This window comes from Pseudomonas sp. NFPP07, assembly GCF_900115645.1.
GTDB lineage: Bacteria > Pseudomonadota > Gammaproteobacteria > Pseudomonadales > Pseudomonadaceae > Aquipseudomonas > Aquipseudomonas chlororaphis.
Genome location: NZ_FOXG01000002.1, coordinates 538,668 through 560,562, shown reverse-complemented (window position 1 = coordinate 560,562; position 21,895 = coordinate 538,668). Strand labels below are relative to the sequence as shown.

At 65.4% G+C, this 21,895-nt stretch carries 19 protein-coding genes; 14 read left to right on the top strand and 5 right to left on the bottom strand.

All coding sequences use genetic code 11. The features are described from left to right. Window positions 1-68 precede the first annotated feature (68 nt). Entirely contained in the window at window positions 69-524 is a 456-nt protein-coding gene (locus BM019_RS07600) for a flavodoxin (RefSeq protein WP_053259670.1), read from the top strand. On the opposite strand, the gene BM019_RS07595 is transcribed toward BM019_RS07600, so the two are convergent. Beyond that, window positions 505-1,401 carry a LysR family transcriptional regulator gene (locus BM019_RS07595; RefSeq protein WP_092417970.1) on the bottom strand — a complete coding sequence of 299 codons (897 nt, stop codon included), beginning with the start codon at window positions 1,399-1,401 and terminating at the stop codon, window positions 505-507. The genes BM019_RS07600 and BM019_RS07595 overlap by 20 nt on opposite strands. A gap of 109 nt (window positions 1,402-1,510) precedes the next feature. On the opposite strand from BM019_RS07595, the gene BM019_RS07590 reads away from it, so the two are divergent. The 8 genes from BM019_RS07590 to BM019_RS07555 all read left to right on the top strand — a co-directional run bounded on the left by BM019_RS07590 (window position 1,511) and on the right by BM019_RS07555 (window position 12,048). Next, a complete protein-coding gene (locus BM019_RS07590) occupies window positions 1,511-1,897 on the top strand; it encodes a CidA/LrgA family protein (protein WP_007929806.1) in 387 nt (128 codons plus the stop codon). Next, the gene (locus BM019_RS07585) at window positions 1,887-2,573 is read left to right on the top strand and encodes an LrgB family protein (protein ID WP_085529852.1); all 687 of its coding nucleotides are present in this window, start codon (window positions 1,887-1,889) and stop codon (window positions 2,571-2,573) included. The genes BM019_RS07590 and BM019_RS07585 overlap by 11 nt, the downstream gene beginning before the upstream one ends. A 153-nt stretch (window positions 2,574-2,726) precedes the next feature. After that, window positions 2,727-3,509 carry a class II aldolase/adducin family protein gene (locus BM019_RS07580; RefSeq protein WP_009042221.1) on the top strand — a complete coding sequence of 261 codons (783 nt, stop codon included), beginning with the start codon at window positions 2,727-2,729 and terminating at the stop codon, window positions 3,507-3,509. Then, on the top strand, window positions 3,509-4,411 hold the full coding sequence (locus BM019_RS07575; protein ID WP_009042222.1) for an alpha/beta fold hydrolase: 903 nt from the start codon (window positions 3,509-3,511) through the stop codon (window positions 4,409-4,411). The genes BM019_RS07580 and BM019_RS07575 overlap by 1 nt, the downstream gene beginning before the upstream one ends. Before the next feature lie 212 nt (window positions 4,412-4,623). Further along, window positions 4,624-5,535 (top strand): SDR family oxidoreductase, encoded by a 912-nt coding sequence (locus tag BM019_RS07570; protein ID WP_092417969.1) that lies wholly within the window; start codon window positions 4,624-4,626, stop codon window positions 5,533-5,535. A 635-nt stretch (window positions 5,536-6,170) separates the two neighbouring features. Next, window positions 6,171-7,964 (top strand): DUF1302 domain-containing protein, encoded by a 1,794-nt coding sequence (locus BM019_RS07565; protein ID WP_009042224.1) that lies wholly within the window; start codon window positions 6,171-6,173, stop codon window positions 7,962-7,964. A gap of 24 nt (window positions 7,965-7,988) precedes the next feature. Beyond that, entirely contained in the window at window positions 7,989-9,356 is a 1,368-nt protein-coding gene (locus BM019_RS07560) for a DUF1329 domain-containing protein (RefSeq protein ID WP_053259675.1), read from the top strand. 148 nt (window positions 9,357-9,504) lie between these two features. Beyond that, on the top strand, window positions 9,505-12,048 hold the full coding sequence (locus BM019_RS07555) for a LuxR C-terminal-related transcriptional regulator (protein ID WP_092417968.1): 2,544 nt from the start codon (window positions 9,505-9,507) through the stop codon (window positions 12,046-12,048). Window positions 12,049-12,436: 388 nt separating this feature from the next. Here BM019_RS07555 and BM019_RS07550 read toward each other — a convergent pair whose 3' ends face one another. Continuing rightward, window positions 12,437-13,228 (bottom strand): IclR family transcriptional regulator, encoded by a 792-nt coding sequence (locus BM019_RS07550; RefSeq protein ID WP_007930806.1) that lies wholly within the window; start codon window positions 13,226-13,228, stop codon window positions 12,437-12,439. A gap of 166 nt (window positions 13,229-13,394) precedes the next feature. On the opposite strand from BM019_RS07550, the gene hmgA reads away from it, so the two are divergent. The 4 genes from hmgA (at window position 13,395) to BM019_RS07530 (ending at window position 18,408) form a co-directional block, all read left to right on the top strand. Continuing rightward, window positions 13,395-14,699, top strand: coding sequence for a homogentisate 1,2-dioxygenase (hmgA, locus tag BM019_RS07545; RefSeq protein ID WP_092417967.1), 1,305 nt, complete (start codon window positions 13,395-13,397; stop codon window positions 14,697-14,699). Window positions 14,700-14,702: 3 nt separating this feature from the next. Continuing rightward, on the top strand, window positions 14,703-16,007 hold the full coding sequence (gene fahA / locus BM019_RS07540; RefSeq protein ID WP_092417966.1) for a fumarylacetoacetase: 1,305 nt from the start codon (window positions 14,703-14,705) through the stop codon (window positions 16,005-16,007). A gap of 15 nt (window positions 16,008-16,022) precedes the next feature. Beyond that, window positions 16,023-16,661 (top strand): maleylacetoacetate isomerase, encoded by a 639-nt coding sequence (gene maiA, locus BM019_RS07535; RefSeq protein WP_092417965.1) that lies wholly within the window; start codon window positions 16,023-16,025, stop codon window positions 16,659-16,661. 376 nt (window positions 16,662-17,037) lie between these two features. After that, window positions 17,038-18,408, top strand: a complete 1,371-nt coding sequence (locus BM019_RS07530; protein WP_092417964.1) for an MFS transporter — start codon at window positions 17,038-17,040, stop codon at window positions 18,406-18,408. Window positions 18,409-18,420: 12 nt separating this feature from the next. Here the strand turns inward: BM019_RS07530 and BM019_RS07525 are convergent, their stop codons facing one another. From BM019_RS07525 to BM019_RS07515, 3 genes are all read right to left on the bottom strand, one after another. Further along, window positions 18,421-18,888, bottom strand: coding sequence for a GNAT family N-acetyltransferase (locus BM019_RS07525; RefSeq protein ID WP_092417963.1), 468 nt, complete (start codon window positions 18,886-18,888; stop codon window positions 18,421-18,423). Window positions 18,889-18,944: 56 nt separating this feature from the next. Next, window positions 18,945-19,757, bottom strand: coding sequence for a class I SAM-dependent methyltransferase (locus BM019_RS07520; protein ID WP_175510596.1), 813 nt, complete (start codon window positions 19,755-19,757; stop codon window positions 18,945-18,947). A gap of 68 nt (window positions 19,758-19,825) precedes the next feature. Beyond that, the gene (locus tag BM019_RS07515; protein WP_009042234.1) at window positions 19,826-20,629 is read right to left on the bottom strand and encodes a SirB1 family protein; all 804 of its coding nucleotides are present in this window, start codon (window positions 20,627-20,629) and stop codon (window positions 19,826-19,828) included. A gap of 183 nt (window positions 20,630-20,812) precedes the next feature. Here BM019_RS07515 and BM019_RS07510 point away from each other — a divergent pair, with 183 nt between their 5' ends. Further along, on the top strand, window positions 20,813-21,832 hold the full coding sequence (locus tag BM019_RS07510; RefSeq protein WP_007932382.1) for a Leu/Phe/Val dehydrogenase: 1,020 nt from the start codon (window positions 20,813-20,815) through the stop codon (window positions 21,830-21,832). The last annotated feature ends 63 nt before the right edge of the window (window positions 21,833-21,895 follow it).

The following is a 21,895-nucleotide window of genomic DNA, read 5'->3' as shown; positions in this document are numbered from 1 at the left end:
TACAAGGCTGGATTTTTTCGCGCAACTGTTAATATCCCAGTCTTTTACTCAGCTTCAGGATCAGATTGATGAAAGTCGCCATCCTTTCCGGCTCGGTGTACGGCACGGCTGAAGAAGTCGCCCGGCACGCCGCCAAGCTCCTCAATGCCGCAGGTTTCGAGGCCTGGCACAACCCGCGCGCGACCCTGGCGGATGTCCAGGCGTTCGGCCCCGAGGCGTTCCTGGCCGTGACCTCGACCACCGGCATGGGCGAGTTGCCGGACAACCTGCTGCCGCTGTATTCGGCCATTCGCGACCAACTGCCGGCGGCCTGGCGCGGTTTGCCCGGCGCGGTGATCGGCCTGGGCGATTCGAGCTATGGCGACACCTTCTGTGGCGGTGGCGAGCAGATGCGCGAGCTGTTCGCCGAGCTGGGCGTGCGTGAAGTGCTGGCAATGCTGCGCCTGGACGCCAGTGAAAGTGTGACTCCGGAAACCGACGCCGAGCCTTGGCTGGCCGAGTTGATCAGCGCTCTGCGCGGCTGACCGGACGCTCGCGCAAAAGCGCCAGCCAGGCTTGCGCGGCCTTGGACAGATAGGCGCCCTGGCGCCAGATGAAGGCGATGTCCCAACGCAGGTAGTCGGGCGCTTGCAGCGTCAGGCGTACCACGCCGGGCCGCACCAGGCCGCGCGCCACCACGCTGGGCAACAGCACCACGCCTTGCCCGGCGGCCACCAGGGCGGCGAGAAAGTCCGCCTGGCCGCTGCGCCCACCTTCCTTCGGGGTGAACCCCACCTGCTGACAGGCCTGCAGCAGCCGGTCGTTGAGCACGAAACTGCGCTGATAAAGCAGGAACGGCGTGTCCGCCAGTTCCTCCAGGCGCACCTGGGCCTTGATCGCCAGTGGGTGATCGGCCGGTAGCAAGGCATCCAGCGGTTCGTCGCAGAAAGGCTGGTAGGCGAAGGTCGGATCCTTGGGCGTCAGGCTGCCGCCGATCTCCAGTTCGCCGTTGAGCACCGCCTGCTCGATATTCAGGCTGCCGCCTTCAAGCAGCTGCACGCTGATGTTCGGGTAGCGCCGGCGGTACTCGGCGAACAGGCCGGCGAACAGTGCGTCGCTGCCCAGCAGGGGCAGGCCCAGGCGCAATTCCCCGCGGGCCAACAGGCTCAGGTCGTCCAGCTCGCTGAGCAACTCATTGCGCAGGCGCAGCATGCCTTCGGCGCGTTGCAGCACCACAGTGCCGGCGGCGGTGAGATGAATGTGCGAGCCCTGGCGATCCAGCAATGGCGTACCCAGGCTCTGTTCCAACTGGGCGATCTGCTTGCTCACCGCCGACTGGCTGATGTGCAGGGTCTTGGCGGCCTGGGTGAAGCCGCCCTGGTGAATCACTTCGACAAAGCTGCGCAGCTGTTTGAAGTCCATGTTTGGGTCCGTGTTCTTAATTCCATTCTGGAATGGCTTCCAGTCTAACAATTCGCTTCGGTGATGGCAGGCGCTTGCCTAAAATGCAGGCCTGCGAGGACCGAATTCCATGAACGCTTCCACCTTGAAACACCTGGGTCGCCTGTTATCCGAACTGGCGGTGTTGCTGGCTATTTATCTGTTCGGCTGCCAGTTGGCCGGGTGGCTGGCGTGGCCGATTCCTGGCGGGGTGATCGGCCTGGCCCTGCTATTGCTGGCGTTCGCCCTGGGCTGGGTCAAGCCGGCGGCATTGCAAATGGGCGCGGGCCTGCTGATGGCCGAGATGCTGCTGTTCTTCATTCCGGCCCTGATGAGCCTGCTGGACTACGGCGGTCTGCTGCGCCAGGACGGCTGGCGGATCCTGTTGGTGATTGGCGTCAGTACGCTGATGGTGATGCTGGTCACCGCGTTCACGGTGGAATGGGTGTGCCGCTGGAGAATGCGCCATGACGCTTGAGCCCATGCCGGTGTTCTGGCTGTTGCTGACGCTCGCGGCCTATCTGTTCAGCCGCTGGATCTACCGGCGCACCGGGCGCTACCTGCTGTCGCCGCTGATCCTGGTGCCGGCCCTGTTGCTGGCGATCGCCGTGCCGCTGCACACCGCCTATGCCGAATACGCCGCCAATACCCATTGGCTGATGCTGGTGCTGGGGCCGGTCACCGTGGCTTTCGCAGTGCCGATCTGGCAGCAGCGGCAGCTGTTGGTGCGGCATTGGTCGGCGTTGCTCCTGGGCATGCTGGCGGGCAGCGCGGCGTCCATCGCCAGCTCCTTCGGACTGGCGCGGGTGCTGGCCCTGGACAGCTCGGTGACTATGTCGCTGGTGCCGCGTTCGATCACCACGCCCTTCGCCATGCCGCTGGCCCATGACCTGGGCGGCGTGCCCGAACTGACGGCGGTGTTCGTGATGTTCACCGGGGTGTTCGGCGCCATGCTCGGCGGTGTCCTGCTCAAGTGGCTGCCGCTGCGCAGTGCCCTGGCTCGCGGTGCTTTGTTCGGGGTCGGCGCCCACGGCGCCGGGGTCAGCCGCGCTCATGAAGTCGGTGGCGAAGAGGGCTCGGTGGCTGGGTTGGTGATGGTTCTCACGGGCCTGCTGAACCTGTTCGCCGCCCCTTTATTGGCGTCGTTGCTTTGACGTTTGACCTGTGCCGATTGCAACTAAAATGACCACTGACCCGCTCGGTCAGTAAGCTGGCTGCCAAGGCAACTACCTGAACCCGAGGGGCTGACTAGACTGATCCCCACGTCCAAAAAATAATAAAAAACTGCCGTCACTGAGGTCCTTGCCGTGAGCCTATCCTCCGTTCAATCGACATCGAGTGTGAAAGACCAGGTCAGCGCCGCCGAATGGCAGACCCGCGTCGACCTGGCCGCCTGCTACCGCCTGGTGGCGATGCATGGCTGGGACGATCTGATCTTCACCCACATCTCCGCCAAGGTCCCTGGCACCGAAGATTTCCTGATCAACCCGTTCGGCCTGATGTTCCATGAGATCACCGCCTCCAGCCTGGTGAAGGTCGACCAGGCCGGCAACAAGCTGATGGACAGCCCCTACGAGATCAACCCCGCCGGCTACACCATCCACAGCGCCGTGCACGAAGTGCGGCACGATGTGGCCTGCGTGCTGCACACCCACACCGCGGCCGGGGTCGCGGTGTCCGCGCAGCAGCAGGGAGTGTTGCCCATCAGCCAGCAGTCGCTGTTCGTGCTGTCGAGCCTGGCCTATCACGCCTATGAGGGCGTGGCCCTGAACCACGAGGAAAAGGCCCGGCTGCAGGCCGACCTGGGCGACAGCAATTTCCTGATGCTGCACAACCACGGTCTGCTGACCTGTGGCGGCACCATCGCCGACACCTTCCTGATGATGTTCACCTTCCAGCGCGCCTGCGAGATCCAGGTGCTGGCGCAGAACGGGGCGGCGCAACTGATCGCCATCGAGCCGCAGATTCTGGCCGGGGCCAAGGCGATGATCGCCGGGGTCACCAAAAGCGCTCAAGGCATGGGCGGCGCGCTGGCATGGCCGGCACTGCTGCGCAAACTCGATAAACAAGACGCGGGTTATAAACTCTGATGCCTATGGCCGAGATTCCTCTGTGCGTGTGGCGCAAGCGCGGACATAGCTTCGCGTTTCGCGGCCATGCCATTCGCTACTGGACCGCGGGGCAGGGCGAGCCACTGCTGCTGATCCATGGTTTTCCCACCGCCGCCTGGGACTGGCACTACCTGTGGCAACCCCTGGCGCAGCGCTATCGAGTGATCGCCTGCGACATGCTGGGGTTTGGCGATTCGGCCAAACCGCGGGACCACGAGTACAGCCTGCTGGAACAGGCGGACCTGCAGCAGGCCTTGCTCGAGCACCTGGGGGTCGATGGCCCCGTGCATCTGCTGGCCCACGACTATGGCGACAGCGTCGCCCAGGAAATGCTCGCCCGGCACTACGAAGAGCGTTGCAACATGGCCAGCTGTGTGTTCCTCAACGGCGGCCTGTTCCCGGAAACCCATCGCCCGGTGCTGACGCAGAAGCTGCTGCTCAGCCCGTTGGGCTGGATGCTCGGCCGCGTCTTCAGCCGTGAGGGCCTGGCCAAGAGTTTCAGCCAGATTTTCGGCCCGCAGACCCGGCCCAGCGAAAGCGTGCTGGATGACTTCTGGAGCCTGGTGGAGGCCAATAACGGCCCGCGGATCCTGCACAAGTTGATCGGCTACATTCCCGAGCGCCGGGTACAGCGCGACCGCTGGGTGAGTGCGATGCAGCGCGGCGAGGTGCCGCTACGGGTGATCGACGGCGCGGTGGACCCGATTTCCGGGGCGCACATGGTCGAGCGCTACTGCCAGCTGATCCCTGCACCGGATACCGTGCTGCTGGCCGGGATCGGTCACTACCCGCAGACCGAGGCCCCGGGCCAGGTGCTCAAGCACTATCTGGCCTTTCGCGACAGCCTGGAGTTTCCACCGCGCAAACTGGCCTGCTCCTGAGACACCCGCTGTCCGCAGCTATCACGATGCTGCGACCTTGGCCTGTGCACGCCAGGCGCCGATGTGCCTCGCGCCGTCGTTACCCCTCGATCATCCCCCTGCCTTATTGCGCACCATTCAGCTCCAGCCGTGTTTATTGTGACCGCCAGCCGCGTACCTGACACTCGAAGCCATTGTCCGTCTGTTGTCCATCTGGCCTGTGGGAGTTCGGTATGAGTGAGTCTGTACGCTTCGAGAATAAAGTCGTGATCGTCACCGGTGCCGGCGGCGGTCTGGGGCAGGCTCATGCATTGCTGTTCGCCCGGCACGGGGCGAAGGTCCTGGTCAACGACCTGGGCGGTTCGACCCAGGGCGAGGGCGCCAATGCCTCGGCGGCCGACCGGGTGGTGGCGCAGATTCGCGAAGCCGGCGGCATCGCCGAGGCCAACCACGATTCGGTGACCGACGGCGACAAGATCGTGCAGAACGCCCTGGATGCCTTCGGCCGGGTGGATGTGGTGGTGAACAACGCCGGCATCCTGCGCGACAAGACCTTCCACAAGATGGAAGACGCCGATTGGGACCTGGTGTACCGCGTCCACGTCGAAGGCGCCTACAAGGTGACCCGCGCCGCCTGGCCGCACATGCGCGAGCAGGGTTATGGCCGGGTGATCTTCACCGCGTCCACCTCCGGCATCTACGGCAATTTCGGCCAGTCCAACTACGGCATGGCCAAGCTCGGCCTCTATGGCCTGACCCGCACCCTGGCCATCGAAGGCCGCAAGAACAACATCCTGGTCAACGCCATCGCACCAACCGGCGGCACGCGGATGACCGAAGGGCTGATCCCGCCGCAGGTGTTCGAGCAGCTCAAGCCGGAGCTGGTCAGCCCGCTGGTGGTGTACCTGGGCAGCGAGAACTGCCAAGAGACCTCCGGCCTGTTCGAGGTTGGTGGCGGCTGGATGGGCAAGGTGCGCTGGGAGCGCAGCCTGGGCCTGGGCTTCGATCCGCGCGAAGGCTTCTCCCCGGAAGATGTCGCGGCGCACTGGCAGCAGATCTGCGACTTCGAGGGCGCGGCGCACCCCAAGGACAACATCGAAGCCTTGAAAGAGATGATGCAGAACCTGCAGAAATACACGATCTGAAGCAGCGCCCGCCAACCCGAACAGCCGCGGCCTGCGCGGCTGTTTGCCTTATGCCTTCATCACTGCCTTCGGCCTGATCCTGGCGCCGTTAGCCCATCGCCTGTTGCAGCGTTTCCATTGTCACGGCGAGCAGATACCTTGAGCATCGACCTGGCTTTCTACCGGGCATAAAAAAGGCCGCTGCAAGGCAGCGGCCGAAGGAAGACGTTAGATCAAGGAGCAACAAATCAACGTCAGTGAACACCCGGTGAAGATCTGAATATCGTTGCTTCAAACCTTCTGAATCCTCTTGCCCCCAAGGTGGCGTGATCACACCTCTGGGCGACTCTGCGTGGCTGTTTGCCGTGAGAGCGAGGCCAGAATAAGGGCTGGCTGCTCAATGAAAAATAGCGATTGTGGACAAGGACTGTTACAGCCTGGGCAATAGTAGTGCACGCCGTGGGGATATGCCCTGCAAGGGCGCAATCCATCCACCTGATACCCGTCCATCCAGCCCGTCGATGCATCGCGCAAAGGCCCGGCTGGAGGGGGCATTCATCCTTTCGAGCGACAGCGCGAATACCTCCTTGGTGCGCTTATCGCTCCTGTGCGCCGGCAGTAGGGTGAGGCCTTCTGTCACTCACCGGGGAAGACGCATGACAAAAACAACAATGCGCGCCATCTTCACACCGCGGGCGCTGGCCGTCGCGGTGGCCTTGGGGGGCTGCGCCCAGGCGCAGGCCGTTTCATTCAACATCGGGGAGATCGAGGGGCAGTTCGATTCTTCGCTGTCCATCGGCGCCAGCTGGGGCATGCGCGATGCCGACAAGGACCTGGTGGGTGTGTCCAACGGCGGTCGCGGGCAGTCTTCCACCGGCGACGACGGGCGTCTGAATTTCAAGAAGGGCGAGACCTTTTCGAAGATCTTCAAGGGCATCCACGATCTTGAACTGAAGTACGGCGACACCGGCGTCTTCGTCCGCGGCAAGTACTGGTACGACTTCGAACTCAAGGACGAAGACCGCGAGTTCAAGCCCATCAGCGACCACAACCGCAAGGAGGGCGCCAAGTCGTCCGGCGGGCAGATCCTCGACGCCTTCATCTATCACAACTATTCCATTGCCGACCTGCCGGGCACCGTGCGCGCCGGCAAGCAGGTGGTCAGCTGGGGCGAAAGCACCTTCATCGGCAACTCGATCAACAGCATCAACCCGATCGACGTCTCGGCGTTTCGCCGCCCGGGTGCCGAGATCAAGGAAGGCCTGATCCCGGTGAACATGCTGTTCGCTTCCCAGGGCCTGACCGACCAATTGACTGTGGAAGGTTTCTATCAGCTGGAGTGGGACCAGACCGTGGTCGACAACTGCGGCACCTTCTTCGGCAACGACGTGGTGGCGGACGGTTGCACCACTGGCTACACCGTCGGCAGCCCGGCGATCCGCCCGCTGCAACCGATTGCCGCGGCGTTCGGCCAGGGCTTCACCGTGGCCCCCGAAGGCGTGGTGATCGGCCGCGCCGGCGACCGCGATGCCCGCGACTCCGGGCAGTGGGGCACCGCCTTGCGCTGGCTGGGCGACGACACCGAGTACGGCCTGTACTTCATGAACTACCATGCGCGCACCCCGACGGTTGGCACCATCACCGCCGGGAGCAGCACCCTGGCGAGCATTCCGGGGATCGTCAGCACCGCCAACCGCATCGCCCCGGGCACCGGTTCGGCCCTGGCCCAGAGCGTGATGCTCGGTCGCGGCCAGTACTACCTCGAATATCCGGAAGACATCCGCCTGTACGGCGCCAGCTTCTCCACCACGCTGCCCACCGGCACCGCCTGGACCGGCGAGATCAGCTACCGGCCCAACGCCCCGGTGCAGATCAACACCAACGACCTGACCCTGGCCCTGGTCAACCCCATCGCCGGTGGCCTGGCGTCGCCGGTACGGACCTCGGCGGGGGCCGACAACACCGGTTACCGGCGCAAGGAAATCACCCAGGTCCAGAGCACCCTGACCCAGTTCTTCGATCAGGTGCTGGGCGCCGACCGCCTGACCCTGGTGGGCGAGGCGGCGATCGTGCATGTCGGTGGCCTGGAGTCGAAAAGCCAGCTGCGCTACGGCCGCGATTCGGTCTACGGCCAGTACGGTTTCGGCGGCGATACCGACGGTTTCGTCACGGCCACGTCCTGGGGTTATCGCGCCCGGGCGATCCTCGACTACAACAACCTGATCGCCGGGATCAACCTCAAGCCCAACTTGTCCTGGTCCCACGACGTCAACGGCTACGGGCCCAACGGCCTGTTCAACGAGGGCGCCAAGGCGGTGAGCCTCGGGGTCGATGCCGACTACCGCAACACCTACACCGCCAGCCTCAGTTACACCGACTTTTTCGGCGGTGACTACAACACCCTCAAAGACCGCGACTTCCTCGCGTTGAGCTTTGGCGTGAACTTCTGACCCGGCCTCAAGAAGGACAACTTTATGCGCAAGACGATTTTGCAATGCGGTGCCCTGGCCTTGACCCTGTTGGCGGTCAACGTGATGGCGGCGGTCACCCCGCAGGAAGCGGACAAGCTCGGCACCAGCCTGACCCCGCTCGGCGCGGAAAAGGCCGGCAATGCCGACGGCTCGATCCCGGCCTGGACCGGCGGTATCGGCAAGAACGCCGGGGCGGTGGATGCCAAGGGCTTCCTCGCCGACCCGTTCGCCAGCGAGAAGCCGCTGTTCACCATCACCGCGGCCACGGTCGACAAGTACAAGGACAAGCTGTCCGACGGCCAGGTGGCGATGTTCAAGCGCTATCCGCAAACCTACAAGATCCCAGTCTACCCGACCCACCGCACGGTCGGCCTGCCGGCGGACATCTACGAGTCGGCCAAGCGCAGCGCGCTGACCGTCACCTCGATCAACGAAGGCAACGGCCTGGCCAATTTCACCGGCAACCGCTACTACGCCTTCCCGATTCCGAAGACCGGCGTGGAAGTGCTGTGGAACCACGTCACCCGTTATCACGGCGGCAACCTGCGCCGGATCATCACCCAGGCCACGCCGCAGACCAACGGCAGCTACACGCCGATCCGCTTCGAGGAAGAGGTGGCGGTGCCGCAGCAGATCCCCGACCTGGACCCGGAGAAAGGCGCCAACGTGCTGACCTTCTTCAAGCAGGCGGTGACCGCTCCAGCGCGCTTGGCCGGTAATGTGCTGCTGGTGCACGAAACCCTCGACCAGGTGAAGGAACCGCGCCTGGCGTGGATCTACAACGCCGGCCAGCGCCGTGTGCGTCGCGCCCCGCAAGTGGCCTACGACGGGCCGGGTACCGCCGCCGACGGCCTGCGCACCTCGGACAACTTCGACATGTTCTCCGGCGCGCCGGACCGCTACGACTGGAAGCTGGTGGGCAAGAAGGAGATGTACATCCCCTACAACAGCTACAAGCTGGATTCGCCGAGCCTCAAGTACGACGACATCATCAAGGCCGGGCATATCAACCAGGACCTGACCCGCTACGAGCTGCACCGGGTCTGGGAAGTGGTCGGCACGCTCAAGCCGAGCGAGCGGCATATCTACGCCAAGCGCCACATGTACATCGACGAGGACAGCTGGCAGGTGGCGCTGGTGGACCACTACGACGGGCGCGGCCAGCTGTGGCGGGTGGCCGAAGGGCATGCGCAGTTCTATTACAACGCCCAGGTGCCGGCCTACACCCTCGAAGCGCTGTACGACATCATCGCCGGGCGCTACCTCGCCCTGGGGATGAAGAACGAAGAGAAGCACAGCTTCGAGTTCGGTTTCGCCGCCAAGGCCGCCGACTACACCCCGGCAGCCCTGCGCGCAACCGGCGTCCGGTAAGGCCCGGGATACAAACGATGGCAAAAGGCGACCGATCGGTCGCCTTTTTTATGGGCGCGGATCAGCGCGCTGAATACTTCTCAACAAGCACCGGCGACAAGGCTAGGGTGGGGGCACGCAGGCTAAAACTATAAAAAGGCACGCCGCCATGACCGCCATGACCCCCTGTCCTGGATTCCTGCCCCGTTTGTCGTCCCATCACCTGTCCCGCAGCCGTCTGAGTGCCCCGCTCCTGGCATCGCCCGCCCGGGTGAAACTGCTTTGTGCGCCGGCCGGCAGCGGCAAGACGGCCCTGCTCGCCGAATGCCTGTTGCAGGCGCCGGCCGGGTGCCGGGTGTGCTGGTTGCCCCAGGCCGGGGCGGCGCAGACACCGCTGCAATTGTGCGGCGAGCTGGCGCGGGCGTTGGGCCTGGCCGCATCGGACGAGGCCGCCGTGCTGGACCATCTGGCGCAGGTGCAGACCCCGACCTGGCTGTTCCTCGATGATTACTGCCGGGTCGCCGCGCCGCCGCTGGACCTGCTGCTCGACCGCCTGCTGGCGATCAGCAACCCGGCGCTGACCTGGTGGCTGGGCGGGCGCCGCCGGCCGCAATGCAACTGGCCGCGGCTGCTGCTCGACGACCAGCTCTACGAATGCACGGGGCCCGAGCTGGCGTTCACCCAGGAGGACATCGAGCGACTGCTGCAACAATTGCCGCAGCCTTTGTCGATCCACACCGCCAGCCGGATTTTCCAGTGCAGTGCCGGCTGGTGCGCCGGGGTGCGCATCGCCCTGCTCGAAGGCAGCGAGCTGGTGGCCACGCCGTGCCGGCAAGGGCGGCCCAATACCCTGCTGGAATACCTGGAGCACGAACTGTTCAGCGTGTTGCCGGCGGAGCTGTCCGAGGTCTGGCATGTGCTGGCGCACCTGCCGCGCTTCAATGCCGCGTTGTGCGAGCACCTGTTCGGCGCCGGGGAGGGCGCCCGGTACCTGCGGACATTGCAGGAACTGGGCTGCTTCATCGAACCCTGGGAGGCTGCGCCGGAGTGGCTGCAAGTGTTCGCGCCCCTGGCCCGGCTGATGCGCGACGAGCCCTGGCCGGCGGGACGCTCCTGGCATCGTCGCGCCTGCCAGTGGTTCGCCGCGCAGGAGGACTGGCAGGCGGCGTTCGAGCAGGCGTTGCTGGCGCAGGAATACGAAGTGGCGGTCAGCCTGTTGCAGCACTTCAGTTTCGAGCACCTGTTCGAGCAGCAGAATGTGGTGTTGCTGTTGCGCCTGCATGAGCAGCAGGGCGAGGAACTGCTGCTCGGCAGCCCGCAGTTGGTAGGGCTGTTGACGGCGGCCTTGCTGTTCGCCGGGCGTTTCGACCAGGCGCAACACTGCGTGGCGCAGATGGCGCGTTTTACGCCGCAGCCGACGGCCTCCGGGCAGCGGCAACTGGTGGCGCGCTGGCAGGCGCAGCAGGGCTGGTTGCTGCATCTGCAAGGGTTGATGGAACCGGCGCGAATGCATTTTCTCGAGGCGCTGAGCGAACTGCCGGCCCATGCCTGGCCGACCCGCCTATTGTGCCTTTCGGGCCTGACCCAGCAGGCCTTGCTCCGGGGCGAACTGGACGTGGCGCAGATGTTCAACCGCGAGGCGCTGTGCCTGGCCAGGGCCCAGGATTCATTGCTGTTCGAAGCGCTGCTGGAACTGGACCATGCCCAACTGCTGGAGCAGCGTGGGGCGCCCCACAGGGCGCAGAGCCTGCTGGACGATGTGCAGCAATTGTTGAGTCGCCAGGCTTATCGGGTCGGCCCGCTGCTCGGTCGTATCGCCTTGCGCCAAGGGCGCCTGGCCTTGCGCCAGGGGCAGGCGGAACAGGCCGCCGGGCATTTCCAGATGGGGCTCGAACGCTGTCTGCTCAGTCATGACAAACGCGCGTTGTACGGGTTTCTCGGCCAGGCGTTCCTGGCCGCCAACCAGGGCGATTATGCCCACGCGTTTGTGCGCCTGCGCGATGCCGAGCGGCTGATGCAGCAACGGCAGATCCCGGACACGGTGTACCGCGCCGTGCTGCTGCAGGTCAGCAGCGTGTTCTGGTTGCAGCAGGGGCGGCCGGAACTGGCCCGGGAGGCCTTGAGCCGGGTGCTGCGTCACTACCGCGGGCCCCAGGCGCGCCAGGCGCCACCGGCCAGCCTCGAACTGATTCCGCGTATCGAGTACCTGCTGGTACTGGCGGAGGTGTACCTGCAGCGCGCCGAGGCACCGGTGGCAAGCTTGCAGCGCCTGCTCGAACAGGCCCGGCAACGGGGCATGCTGTGCCTGCAGACCGAGTTGCAGCTGGCCCTGGCCGAGGTCGCTTTTGTGCTGGGGGATCGGGCGTTGTCCGCCCATGCCTTGCAGGAGGGATTGGAGCTTGGGGCGCGGTGCAACCTGCAGCAGGCGCTGCATGAATTGCGTCTGCGTCAGCCGCGGATATTTGACGTCCAGCCGGTGGCCGAACCCGAAGCGCCCATGCCGCTGCCGGCGGCAGGGGAGAGCCCGCTGAGCCAGCGGGAGCTGGAGGTGCTGCAACTGATCGCCCTGGGCAGCTCCAACCAGCAGATCGCTGAGCAATTGTTCATTTCCCTGCACACGGTGAAGACCCATGCGCGGCGCATTCACAGCAAGCTCGGGGTGGAGCGCCGCACCCAGGCCGTGGCCAAGGCCAAGGCGTTGGGATTGATGTAGTGGTCGGACAGAGATCAGGGCCGCCAACCTGACAACGCGGCCTCCCGCCAAACCGCGCAGCCCGCTTTGACGACGGCTACGCCGCCAACCCCTGGCGACGCGGTGTTTCATTAAATGGCGTGGGTCTTTTTACGACGGCTACGCCGCCGATCGCAGCCTTCGGCAGCGGCTACAGGGGTGTGTAGCCGCTGGCGTAGCCTGCGATCGGTCGCGCAGCGGCCGCAACCCCTGGCGACGCGGTGTTTCATTAAATGGCGTGGGTCTTTTTACGACGGCTACGCCGCCGATCGCAGCCTTCGGCAGCGGCTACAGGGTTTTGTAGCCGCTGGCGCAGCCTGCGATCGGTCGCGCAGCGGCCGCCAACCTGACGACTTTGGTGTATTCGCGTCTAGGGCTGGTACCCCATGCGCCAGCTCACCGCCTGGGACGCGGCCAGCAGGCGCTGCGCCGCCGGGCCGTTTTCGTCGGCGTGGAACAGCGAGGTCGGGCCGACCACCGTCAGCACGGCGGCGACCTTGCCGGTGGCGTCGAACACCGGTGCCGACAAGGCATCCACGCCGGGCATCAGCAGGCCGTGCACATGGTGCAGGCCGCGCTGGCGGATCTGCTCGCACAGGGCGGCATAGGCCTGCTCGTCCGCCAGCGCATGGGGCGCGTGGGCCTTGAGTTCCTGCTCGCGCAAATCGACGGTTTCGCGATTCGGCAGGTAGGCGCCGAACACCAGACCGGTGGACGAGCTGAGCAAGGGCAGCACCGAACCCAGTTGGGTCACCACCGTCACCGCGCGCACGGCCGGTTCGATATGCACCACGGTCGCGCCCTGGTTGCCCCATACCGCGAGGAAGCAGGTCTCGTTCAATTCATCGCGTAGCTCGGCCAGGGGCAGGGCGGCGACCTTCAGTACATCCATGCTGCCCAGCGCGGCCATGCCGACCCGCAAGGCCTCGCGGCCCAGGCCATAGTGGTTGGTGGCGGTGTTCTGTTCGGCGAAACCACTGGCGATCAGCGCCTGCAGGTAACGGTGGACCTTGCTCGCCGGCATCTGCACATGTTCGGCCAGGCGCGACAGCGAGGTCGCCGGCGACAGCTCGGCCAGGGCCTTGAGGATGTCGGTGCCGACCTCGGCCGAGCGGACTTTCTGTTTACCGTTGCTGTCGCTGGTGCTGCGCGGCTTTTCCATGGAGGCGGTGTGATCCCGAGACGAATGGGCGTCTTTATAGCTTGACGGTCAATACCAATCAAATTACGTTATCCGTAATTGAATTACGATAAAAATAACGCTGGCGTGCCGAGAGCTCTCCCCATGGAGTCGCAGGCCGCTGCCAACTCCACTTCCAGGAGGCTCCATGAACCTCGATTCCACGGCGTCCGGGCTTGCGTACCAGTCGGGCTTCGGCAACCAGTTTTCCAGCGAGGCCCTGCCAGGCGCCTTGCCCGTCGGTCAGAACTCCCCGCAAAAAGCCCCTTACGGCCTCTACACCGAACTCTTCTCCGGCACGGCCTTCACCATGGCCCGCAGCGAAGCGCGGCGCACCTGGATGTACCGCATCCAGCCATCGGCCAACCACCCGGCCTTCGTCAAGCTGGATCGCCAGCTGGCGGGCGGGCCGCTGGGTGAGATCACCCCCAACCGGCTGCGCTGGAACCCGTTGGAGATCCCCAGCGAGCCCACTGATTTCATCGACGGCCTGGTGAACATGGTCGCCAACTCGGCAGCGCAGAAACCCGCCGGGATCAGCATCTACACCTACCGCGCCAACCGCTCCATGGAGCGGGTGTTCTTCAACGCCGACGGTGAGTTGCTGCTGGTACCCGAACAGGGCCGCCTGCGCATCGCCACCGAGCTTGGGGTGCTGGAGGTCGAGCCGCTGGAGATCGCGGTATTGCCCCGCGGCCTGAAATTCCGCGTCGAACTGCTCGACCCGCAGGCGCGCGGCTATATAGCCGAAAACCACGGCGCGCCCCTGCGCCTGCCCGACCTGGGGCCTATCGGCAGCAACGGCCTGGCCAACCCGCGGGACTTCCTGACCCCGGTCGCCTGTTACGAAGACCTCAAGCAGCCCACTACGTTGATGCAGAAATTCCTCGGCGAGCTGTGGGGCTGCGAGCTGGATCATTCGCCCCTGAACGTGGTGGCCTGGCACGGCAACAACGTGCCGTACAAATATGACCTGCGCCGTTTCAACACCATTGGCACCGTCAGCTTCGACCATCCGGACCCGTCGATTTTTACCGTGCTGACCTCGCCCACCAGCGTGCACGGCCTGGCCAACCTCGACTTCGTGATCTTCCCGCCGCGCTGGATGGTGGCCGAGAACACCTTCCGTCCGCCGTGGTTCCACCGCAACCTGATGAACGAATACATGGGCCTGATCCAGGGCGCCTACGATGCCAAGGCCGAAGGCTTCGTGCCCGGCGGCGCTTCGCTGCACAGCTGCATGAGCGCCCACGGTCCGGATGGCGAAAGCTGCACCAAGGCCATCAACGCCGAGCTGCAACCAGCCAAGATCGACAACACCATGGCCTTCATGTTCGAGACCAGCCAGGTGCTGCGTCCGAGCCAGTTCGCCCTGCAGTGCCCGCAATTGCAGAACGACTACGATGCTTGCTGGGCCTCGTTGCCCGCCACCTTCAACCCGAATCGGAAATAACCCATGAATCAGCCAACCATCACCCGCAGCTGGGTTGCCTCCGCCAACGATCACGCCGACTTCCCGCTGCAGAACCTGCCGCTGGGGGTGTTCAGTCACAAGGGGGCGGCGCCACGTAGCGGCGTGGCCATCGGCGAGCACATCTTCGACCTGGAAGCGGCGCTCGACGCCGGGTTGTTCGAGGGCCCGGCCAAGGCCGCGGCGCAAGCCACCCGTGGCGGCCAGTTGAATGCCTTTTTCGAACTGGGCCGTCCGGCCCGCGTGGCCCTGCGCGAGCGCCTGCTGGAATTGCTCGGCGAAGGCAGCAGCCTGCGTGGCAAGGTCGAGGCCCAGGGCGCAAAGCTGCTGCCCCTGGCCGCCGATTGCCAGATGCACCTGCCGGCAAGGATCAATGACTACACCGACTTCTATGTCGGCATCGAGCACGCGCAGAACGTCGGCAAGCTGTTCCGCCCGGACAACCCGCTGCTGCCGAACTACAAATACGTGCCGATCGGTTACCACGGCCGCGCTTCCACCATCCGTACTTCCGGTGCTGATGTACGCCGGCCCAAGGGCCAGACCCTGCCCGCCGGCCAGAGCGAGCCGACCTTCGGCCCATGCGCCCGGCTGGACTACGAACTGGAGCTGGGCATCTGGATCGGCCAGGGCAATGAGCTGGGCGAGCCGATCGCCATTGGCGACGCCGCCGAGCACATCGCCGGTTTCTGCCTGCTCAACGACTGGTCGGCGCGGGATATCCAGGCCTGGGAATACCAGCCGCTGGGCCCGTTCCTGTCGAAAAGCTTCATCACCAGCATCTCGCCCTGGGTGGTGACGGCCGAGGCCCTGGAGCCGTTCCGCCGCGCCCAGACGCCACGTCCCGAAGGCGACCCGCAGCCGCTGCCGTACCTGCTGGACAAGCGCGACCAGGCCGCCGGTGGTTTCGACATCGAGCTGGAAGTGCTGCTGCTCACCGAAGCGATGCGCGAGCAAGGCCTGCCGGCCCACCGCCTGACCCTGAGCAATACCCAGTACATGTACTGGACCGTGGCGCAGATGGTCGCCCACCACAGCGTCAACGGCTGCCAGTTGCAGGCCGGCGACCTGTTCGGTTCGGGCACCCTGTCGGGCCCGCAAAGCAACCAGTTCGGCAGCCTGCTGGAAATCACCGAAGGCGGTAAGAAACCGATCGAACTGGCGTCCGGCGAAGTGCGTAAATTTCTTGAGGACGGTGATGAAATCATCCTGCGCGGCCGCTGCCGCCGCGAGGGTTTCGCGTCCATCGGTTTCGGCGAATGCCGCGGCAAAATCCTGCCTGCCCGTTAAGAAGAGGTGCGCGTCATGGAGCTCTATACCTACTACCGTTCGACCGCCTCCTACCGGGTGCGCATCGCGCTGGCGCTCAAGGGCCTGGACTACCAGGCGCTGCCGGTCAACCTGCTGGCGGCCGGCGGCGGTGCGAACCGCCAGCCGCAATACCTGCAGATCAACCCGCAAGGCCGCGTGCCGGCCTTGCGCACCGATGACGGCGAGCTGCTGATCCAGTCGCTGGCCATCGTCGAATACCTGGAAGAACGTTATCCACAGGTGCCGCTGCTCTCCCAGGAGCTGGCGGCCCGCGCCCACGAACGGGCGGTGGCGTTGCTGATCGGCTGCGATATCCATCCGCTGCACAACTCCAGCACGCAGAACCTGCTGCGCCAGTGGGGCTACGACGAGGCCCGGGTGCTGGAGTGGATCGGCCACTGGATCAGCAACGGCCTGGCGGCGGTCGAGCAGTTGATCGGCGAGCAGGGGTATTGCTTTGGCGAGCAACCGGGGCTGGCCGACACCTTCCTGATTCCCCAGCTGTACGCGGCCGAGCGCTTCAAGGTGCCATTGGACGCCTACCCGCGGATTCGCCGGGTCGCCGCCCTGGCCGCCGAACATCCGGCGTTCCAGAAGGCCCATCCGGCCAACCAGCCCGATACGCCCGCCTGACCTGTGTAGCCGCTGCCGCAGGCTGCGATAAGGCCGAAAGCCTTCAGCGGTCTGAAGGTCCACGCCTCTTTGAGGCGATCGCAGCCTGCGGCAGCGGCTACATCGATCGCGTTGCGTGGGTTTACTCCTGTAGCCGCTGCCGAGCAACGCGAGGCTGCGCACGACCGCGCAGCGGGCGCCGCTCCTGAGGGCGCTGGCGGTCCCGCGACCAGCGTGGCCCGGACCATCGCAGCCTGCGGCAGCGGCTACAGGGGACAGGTCCGCGGGAGCAGCGTGCTCCCGCGCCTGAAGACGTACACAAGACCGATCCTTGCCGCCCAAGAGCAATGACGGTCTGCCGGCTTCCATAACCATAAAAAACAGCAGGTACCTTGCGATGCACAATCAGATTGCCAGCTTTCGGGCGGCGCTCGACGCCCGTCCGGTGTCGCGTTATCAGTGGTTGCTTCTTCTGCTCCTGGCCCTGTTGCTGGTCACCGACGGCTACGACGCCCAGGTGCTGGGTTATGTGGTGCCGGCCCTGGCCCAGGACTGGGGCCTGGAAAAGGCCGCGTTCGGCCCGGTGTTCAGTGCCAACCTGCTGGGCCTGACCCTGGGCTCGCTGGCGGTGACGCCGCTGGCGGACCGGTTTGGCGTGCGGCGGATCCTGCTGGCCTGCGTGCTGATCTACGCCAGCCTCACGGTGATGATGGTGTTCGCCGATTCGCTGAACAGCCTGATGGTCGCGCGTTTTATCTGCGGCATCGGCATGGGCGGGGCGATGCCCAGTGCCATGGCGCTGATGTCGGAATATTCGCCACCCCGCCTGCGCACCCTGATGGTGACCCTGGCCGCCTGCGGTTTCTCTTTCGGCGGCGCGGCCGGCGGTTTTGTCGCCGCGGGTTTCATCGACCGCTTCGGCTGGCAGGCGGTATTCCTCGCCGGCGGCGTCACGCCGTTGCTGCTGTTTCCCTTCCTGGCCTGGTTCCTCCCCGAATCGCTGCCGCGCCTGCTGCGCGATCAGCCGCCTTATGCGCGCCTGCGCAGGGTCACCGCGCGCATGTTGCCGGACTGGCAACCACCGGCCGCCTCGGCCGCGCAGAACCAAGCCGGGCAGGGCAGCAAGCTCACGGTGATCGAGCTGTTCCGCCACGGTTATGCGCGCCCGACGCTGCTGATCTGGTCGACCTTTTTCGTCAGCCTGATCCTGCTGTATTTCATGATCAGCTGGTTGCCGTCGCTGCTGCTGGAAAGTGGCCTGGGATTGAACGAAGCGAACCTGGTGACCTCGATGTTCCTGTTCGCCGGCACCCTGGGGGCGATCTGCATGGCCTGGTTCGCCGACCGCCTGCAACGCAAGGTACGGCTGCTCTCGGCGGTGCTGGCCGGGGCGGCGCTGTGCACCCTGTTGTTGGGCCTGAACCACGATAATCCGCGTTACCTGGTGGCCTTCGTCTTCGCCGCCGGCTTCTGCATCATCGGCGGCCAGCTGACCCTCAACGCCTTCGCCAGCAACTTCTACCCGGCCCATGTCCGCGCCACCGGCACCGGCTGGGCCCTGGGCGTCGGCCGCTTCGGCTCGATCCTCGGCCCGCTGTTGGGCAGCCTGCTGCTGGCGATGCACATCCCGGTGCAGCAGATCTTTTTCTTCTGCGCGATTCCGGCGGTGATTGCGGCGCTGCTGATCATCCAGGTGCGCTCGCCGTCCGAGGCGTCTTCGGCAGGCGCGGGGCCTGCCCCAGAACTGCAGGCGCCGCTCAAACCCTGAACGAGCGCGGGCTCAGCGTGCCAGATGCTTAATCATCGGCACGCAGGCCAGGGTCAGGCCCCGGGGCGAATGGTACTGGGCAACCTGCTCGCCGACGAAGCCACAGTGGCGATAGAAGTCTGCGGCGTTCAGGGTCGAGTCCAGGATCAGGTGCGGCAGGCCGGCCTGCAGTGCCAGCTGTTCGAGGTAGTCCATCATCTGCCGGCCGATCCCGCGGCCCATGTACGCCGGATCGACAAACACCGCATCGACCTGCCCCGACTCCGGATCGAGCATGCCGCTGGCGGCGATCTGGTCGTCGATGACGGCTACGTGCCCGGTCTTCTCCAGGACTTCGATGAAGTAGTCCCCCAGGCTGCCGGCGGTCCAGACCTGCAGGTCGGCGGCGGGGTAATGGCCGCTGCACTGGTGGTTGATGGCTTGGTTGCGAATGACGAAGACGCGTTGCGCGTCGTCGCCATGAGCTTTTCTGATCAGCATGCTGTGCCCATTCCCTGGTGTGAGCCGAGCATCCTGCCAGAGCCCGGACGGGGCTGTCATGCCGCCCTGGCCTGGATCAGCAGCAACCCCCAGCCGGTCAGCAGCGTGCCGTCCGCCCGCAGCAAGGGTTGTGTGGCCGTGCGCAGTTCGCTCTTCATCAACGCGCGATTGGCGGGTGTCAGGCGATCCAGGTCGTAGGTTTCTGCCAACGAGTCCCAGAGTTCCTCGAAGGTGGGCGTCCACTCAAGGTCCAGTTCCTCGAAGTGCAGCGAGGTGAAGCTGTGGTCCAACAGCGCCCGCCATCCACGCCGTGACTGAGTACGGGGATCCACCAGGGGCAGGGGACGGAGCTGGTCGCGTCGGGCGGCGGTGCAAAAGGCCTGCAAGTAGTGCTGGCCCGGTTCGCCCAACAGAAAGGCCCGGCTGACGATGGCCGAGAGTTGCCCGCCCTTGGCCAGGACCCGATGGATTTCCCCCAGCACCTGTTCGATATCGCTCATGAGCATCAGGGCCAGGTGCGATACCACGGCATCGACGCTGCCGGTGGCCATCGACAGGCACTGGGCCCGCTCATTGAGCAGCACGCTGCGCTCCGCGAGGCGGGTGCGGGCCGCCTGCAGTTCGGTTGCGCTCATGTCCACGCCGGTCAACCGGGCACCGGGATACTTCCTGGCCAGCAGATCCAGCAGGAAACCATCGCCGCAGCCCAGGTCCAGCACCCGTGCACGAGGCTGAGCGGCGGCGAGCGTGGCTGCCAGCATCTCGTAGGATGAACCGCGCCCCGGCAGGCTCAGCCCGGAAAAAGCCGGCGGCGTGGTGCCGGGGCGACGTTGGTGAAAGTCCTGAAGAAAGCGTTCGGCGCTGTTCATGCTGTTCATCCTTGAAGCAAACGGAGAGTTGTCGCCGGGCATTGTGGCATGGGAGGCAGAGCGCCCCATCAGTGCACGATGGTATTGGGCGGCAGGTGCCCCAGGCGTTCGGTCAGGCGCAGGCGCTGGATCGGGTCTTCGCTGAGCAGCAGGGCGTGCTCCAGGTCGAAGCGTTCGGCGTTGGGACAGTCCAGGTGCTGGTAGAGGCTGGCGCGGGCGAGGTAGTCGGAGGCGCTGCCATTGCCCAGTTCCAGGACCCGCTCGGCATCGATCAGCGCATTGAGGTGGTCGTCGTGGCTCAGGTGCAACTGGCGCAGGTTGCGCGACAGGCGCTGGAGCATCTGCTGCGGGCTGGCCGTGGCCAGGTGCTCGGCGGCCAGCTTGATGTTCGGCCCGTACTGGCGCTCCAGCAGCTCACGGCAGTCGTTGGGGTACAGGCGGCGCCCGCCGCAAGGGTCGAGCAGGTGATCGGCACCGGGCACGCGCAATAGAAAGTGCCCGGGGAAGTTGACCCCGACCATGGGGATTTCCAGGCGCCGCGCCAGCTCCAGGGCGATCAGCCCCAGCGCCAGCGGTTGCCCGCGCCGGGTGTGCAGCACCTTGTCCAGCAGCGCCGCCTGCGGGCGCAGCGGCAAGAACTCGTCCTGCTGGAACCCCAGGTCGTTCATGCGCCGCAGCAGCGGCTGGCCCAGTTCGCTGACCGGCAGCAGCGGCAAGCCTGCGCTGACCCGCTGTTGCAGCTCCTTGAAGTCCTGTAGCAACTGCTCGGGCGCCACCTCTTTGTCGTGCTCGGCGGCGATCCACAGCGCCGCCTCGAAAAGGGCGGGCGGGGACTGTTGCAGGCAGGCGAAAAAAGCTTGACGCGGGTTCATCGAAATCTCCGGCGAATGCCTCGTTTTAGCCCCGTCGCGGGCGTTCGTCCAGTGCCGCACACATGCCGTAGCAGGTTATTTCCTAAAGCCCGGAAAGGCACCGGGCTTATTCCCGCGCGCTCCAGCAATTTTCATGCACAAGCCTATACTGGCGACTACAAGAAGTGATTCGGGAGCCCGACGATGTTCGCTCTCATGCAAAGCACTCGCCTTGAATCGCTGCACCTGAGCGTCGACCCGGCCACCGGGTTGAAGGCGGTGATTGCCATTCATAGCAGCCGCCTGGGGCCTGCCTTGGGAGGCTGTCGTTACCTTGCCTACCCCGACGACGAAAGTGCCGTGGTCGATGCCGTGCGCCTGGCCCAGGGCATGAGCTACAAGGCCGCCCTGGCCGGCTTGCCCCACGGCGGCGGCAAGGCGGTAATCATCCGTCCGCCACACGTCGAAAGCCGCGCCGCCTTGTTCGAAGCCTTCGGGCGCTGCGTCGAGCAACTCGATGGCCGCTACATCACCGCCATCGACAGCGGCACCTCGGTCGCCGACATGGACTGCATCGCCCAAACCACCCAGCACGTCACCAGCACCACCGCCTCCGGCGACCCGGCGCCGCATGCCGCCATGGGGGTGTTCGCCGGCATCCGCGCCACCGCCATGGCCCGCCTGGGCAGCGACAACCTCGAAGGCTTGCGGGTGGCGATCCAGGGCCTGGGCAATGTCGGCTTCGCCCTCGCCGAACAGCTACATGCCGCGGGCGCCGAATTGCTGGTCAGCGATATCGATTCCGGCAAGGTGCAACTGGCCATGGAGCAACTGGGCGCCCATCCGATCGCCAACGAAGCCTTGCTCAGCACCCCGTGCGACATCCTTGCGCCCTGCGGGCTGGGCGGCGTGCTCAACAGCCACAGCGTGGCGCAACTGCGCTGCTCGGCGGTGGCTGGCTCGGCGAACAACCAGCTGACCAACCTGCAGGTCGCCGACCAGCTGGAAAACCGCGGCATCCTCTACGCGCCGGACTACGTGATCAACGCCGGCGGGCTGATCTACGTTTCGCTCAAGCATCGCGGTGAAGACCTGGCGACCATCACCGCCCACCTGTCGAAGATCAGCCAGCGGCTCACCGAAGTCTTCGCTCACGCCCAGGCTGAAAAGCGCTCCCCGGCGCGGGTGGCCGACGACTTGGCGGAGCGCGTGCTGTACCGCTAGGCGCGAGGGCCTTACCCGGCCATTTCGCCCTGTAAGCCCCGAGCCACAAGCGCGGGGCGCAAC

Coding starts and splice junctions, on each gene's coding strand:
- BM019_RS07600 (WP_053259670.1), top strand. CDS start 69: ATGAAAGTCGCCATCCTTTCCGGCTCGGTGTACGGCACGGCTGAAGAA.
- BM019_RS07595 (WP_092417970.1), bottom strand. CDS start 1,401: ATGGACTTCAAACAGCTGCGCAGCTTTGTCGAAGTGATTCACCAGGGC.
- BM019_RS07590 (WP_007929806.1), top strand. CDS start 1,511: ATGAACGCTTCCACCTTGAAACACCTGGGTCGCCTGTTATCCGAACTG.
- BM019_RS07585 (WP_085529852.1), top strand. CDS start 1,887: ATGACGCTTGAGCCCATGCCGGTGTTCTGGCTGTTGCTGACGCTCGCG.
- BM019_RS07575 (WP_009042222.1), top strand. CDS start 3,509: ATGCCTATGGCCGAGATTCCTCTGTGCGTGTGGCGCAAGCGCGGACAT.
- BM019_RS07570 (WP_092417969.1), top strand. CDS start 4,624: ATGAGTGAGTCTGTACGCTTCGAGAATAAAGTCGTGATCGTCACCGGT.
- BM019_RS07565 (WP_009042224.1), top strand. CDS start 6,171: ATGACAAAAACAACAATGCGCGCCATCTTCACACCGCGGGCGCTGGCC.
- BM019_RS07560 (WP_053259675.1), top strand. CDS start 7,989: ATGCGCAAGACGATTTTGCAATGCGGTGCCCTGGCCTTGACCCTGTTG.
- BM019_RS07555 (WP_092417968.1), top strand. CDS start 9,505: ATGACCGCCATGACCCCCTGTCCTGGATTCCTGCCCCGTTTGTCGTCC.
- BM019_RS07550 (WP_007930806.1), bottom strand. CDS start 13,228: ATGGAAAAGCCGCGCAGCACCAGCGACAGCAACGGTAAACAGAAAGTC.
- hmgA (WP_092417967.1), top strand. CDS start 13,395: ATGAACCTCGATTCCACGGCGTCCGGGCTTGCGTACCAGTCGGGCTTC.
- fahA (WP_092417966.1), top strand. CDS start 14,703: ATGAATCAGCCAACCATCACCCGCAGCTGGGTTGCCTCCGCCAACGAT.
- maiA (WP_092417965.1), top strand. CDS start 16,023: ATGGAGCTCTATACCTACTACCGTTCGACCGCCTCCTACCGGGTGCGC.
- BM019_RS07530 (WP_092417964.1), top strand. CDS start 17,038: ATGCACAATCAGATTGCCAGCTTTCGGGCGGCGCTCGACGCCCGTCCG.
- BM019_RS07525 (WP_092417963.1), bottom strand. CDS start 18,888: ATGCTGATCAGAAAAGCTCATGGCGACGACGCGCAACGCGTCTTCGTC.
- BM019_RS07520 (WP_175510596.1), bottom strand. CDS start 19,757: ATGAACAGCGCCGAACGCTTTCTTCAGGACTTTCACCAACGTCGCCCC.
- BM019_RS07515 (WP_009042234.1), bottom strand. CDS start 20,629: ATGAACCCGCGTCAAGCTTTTTTCGCCTGCCTGCAACAGTCCCCGCCC.
- BM019_RS07510 (WP_007932382.1), top strand. CDS start 20,813: ATGTTCGCTCTCATGCAAAGCACTCGCCTTGAATCGCTGCACCTGAGC.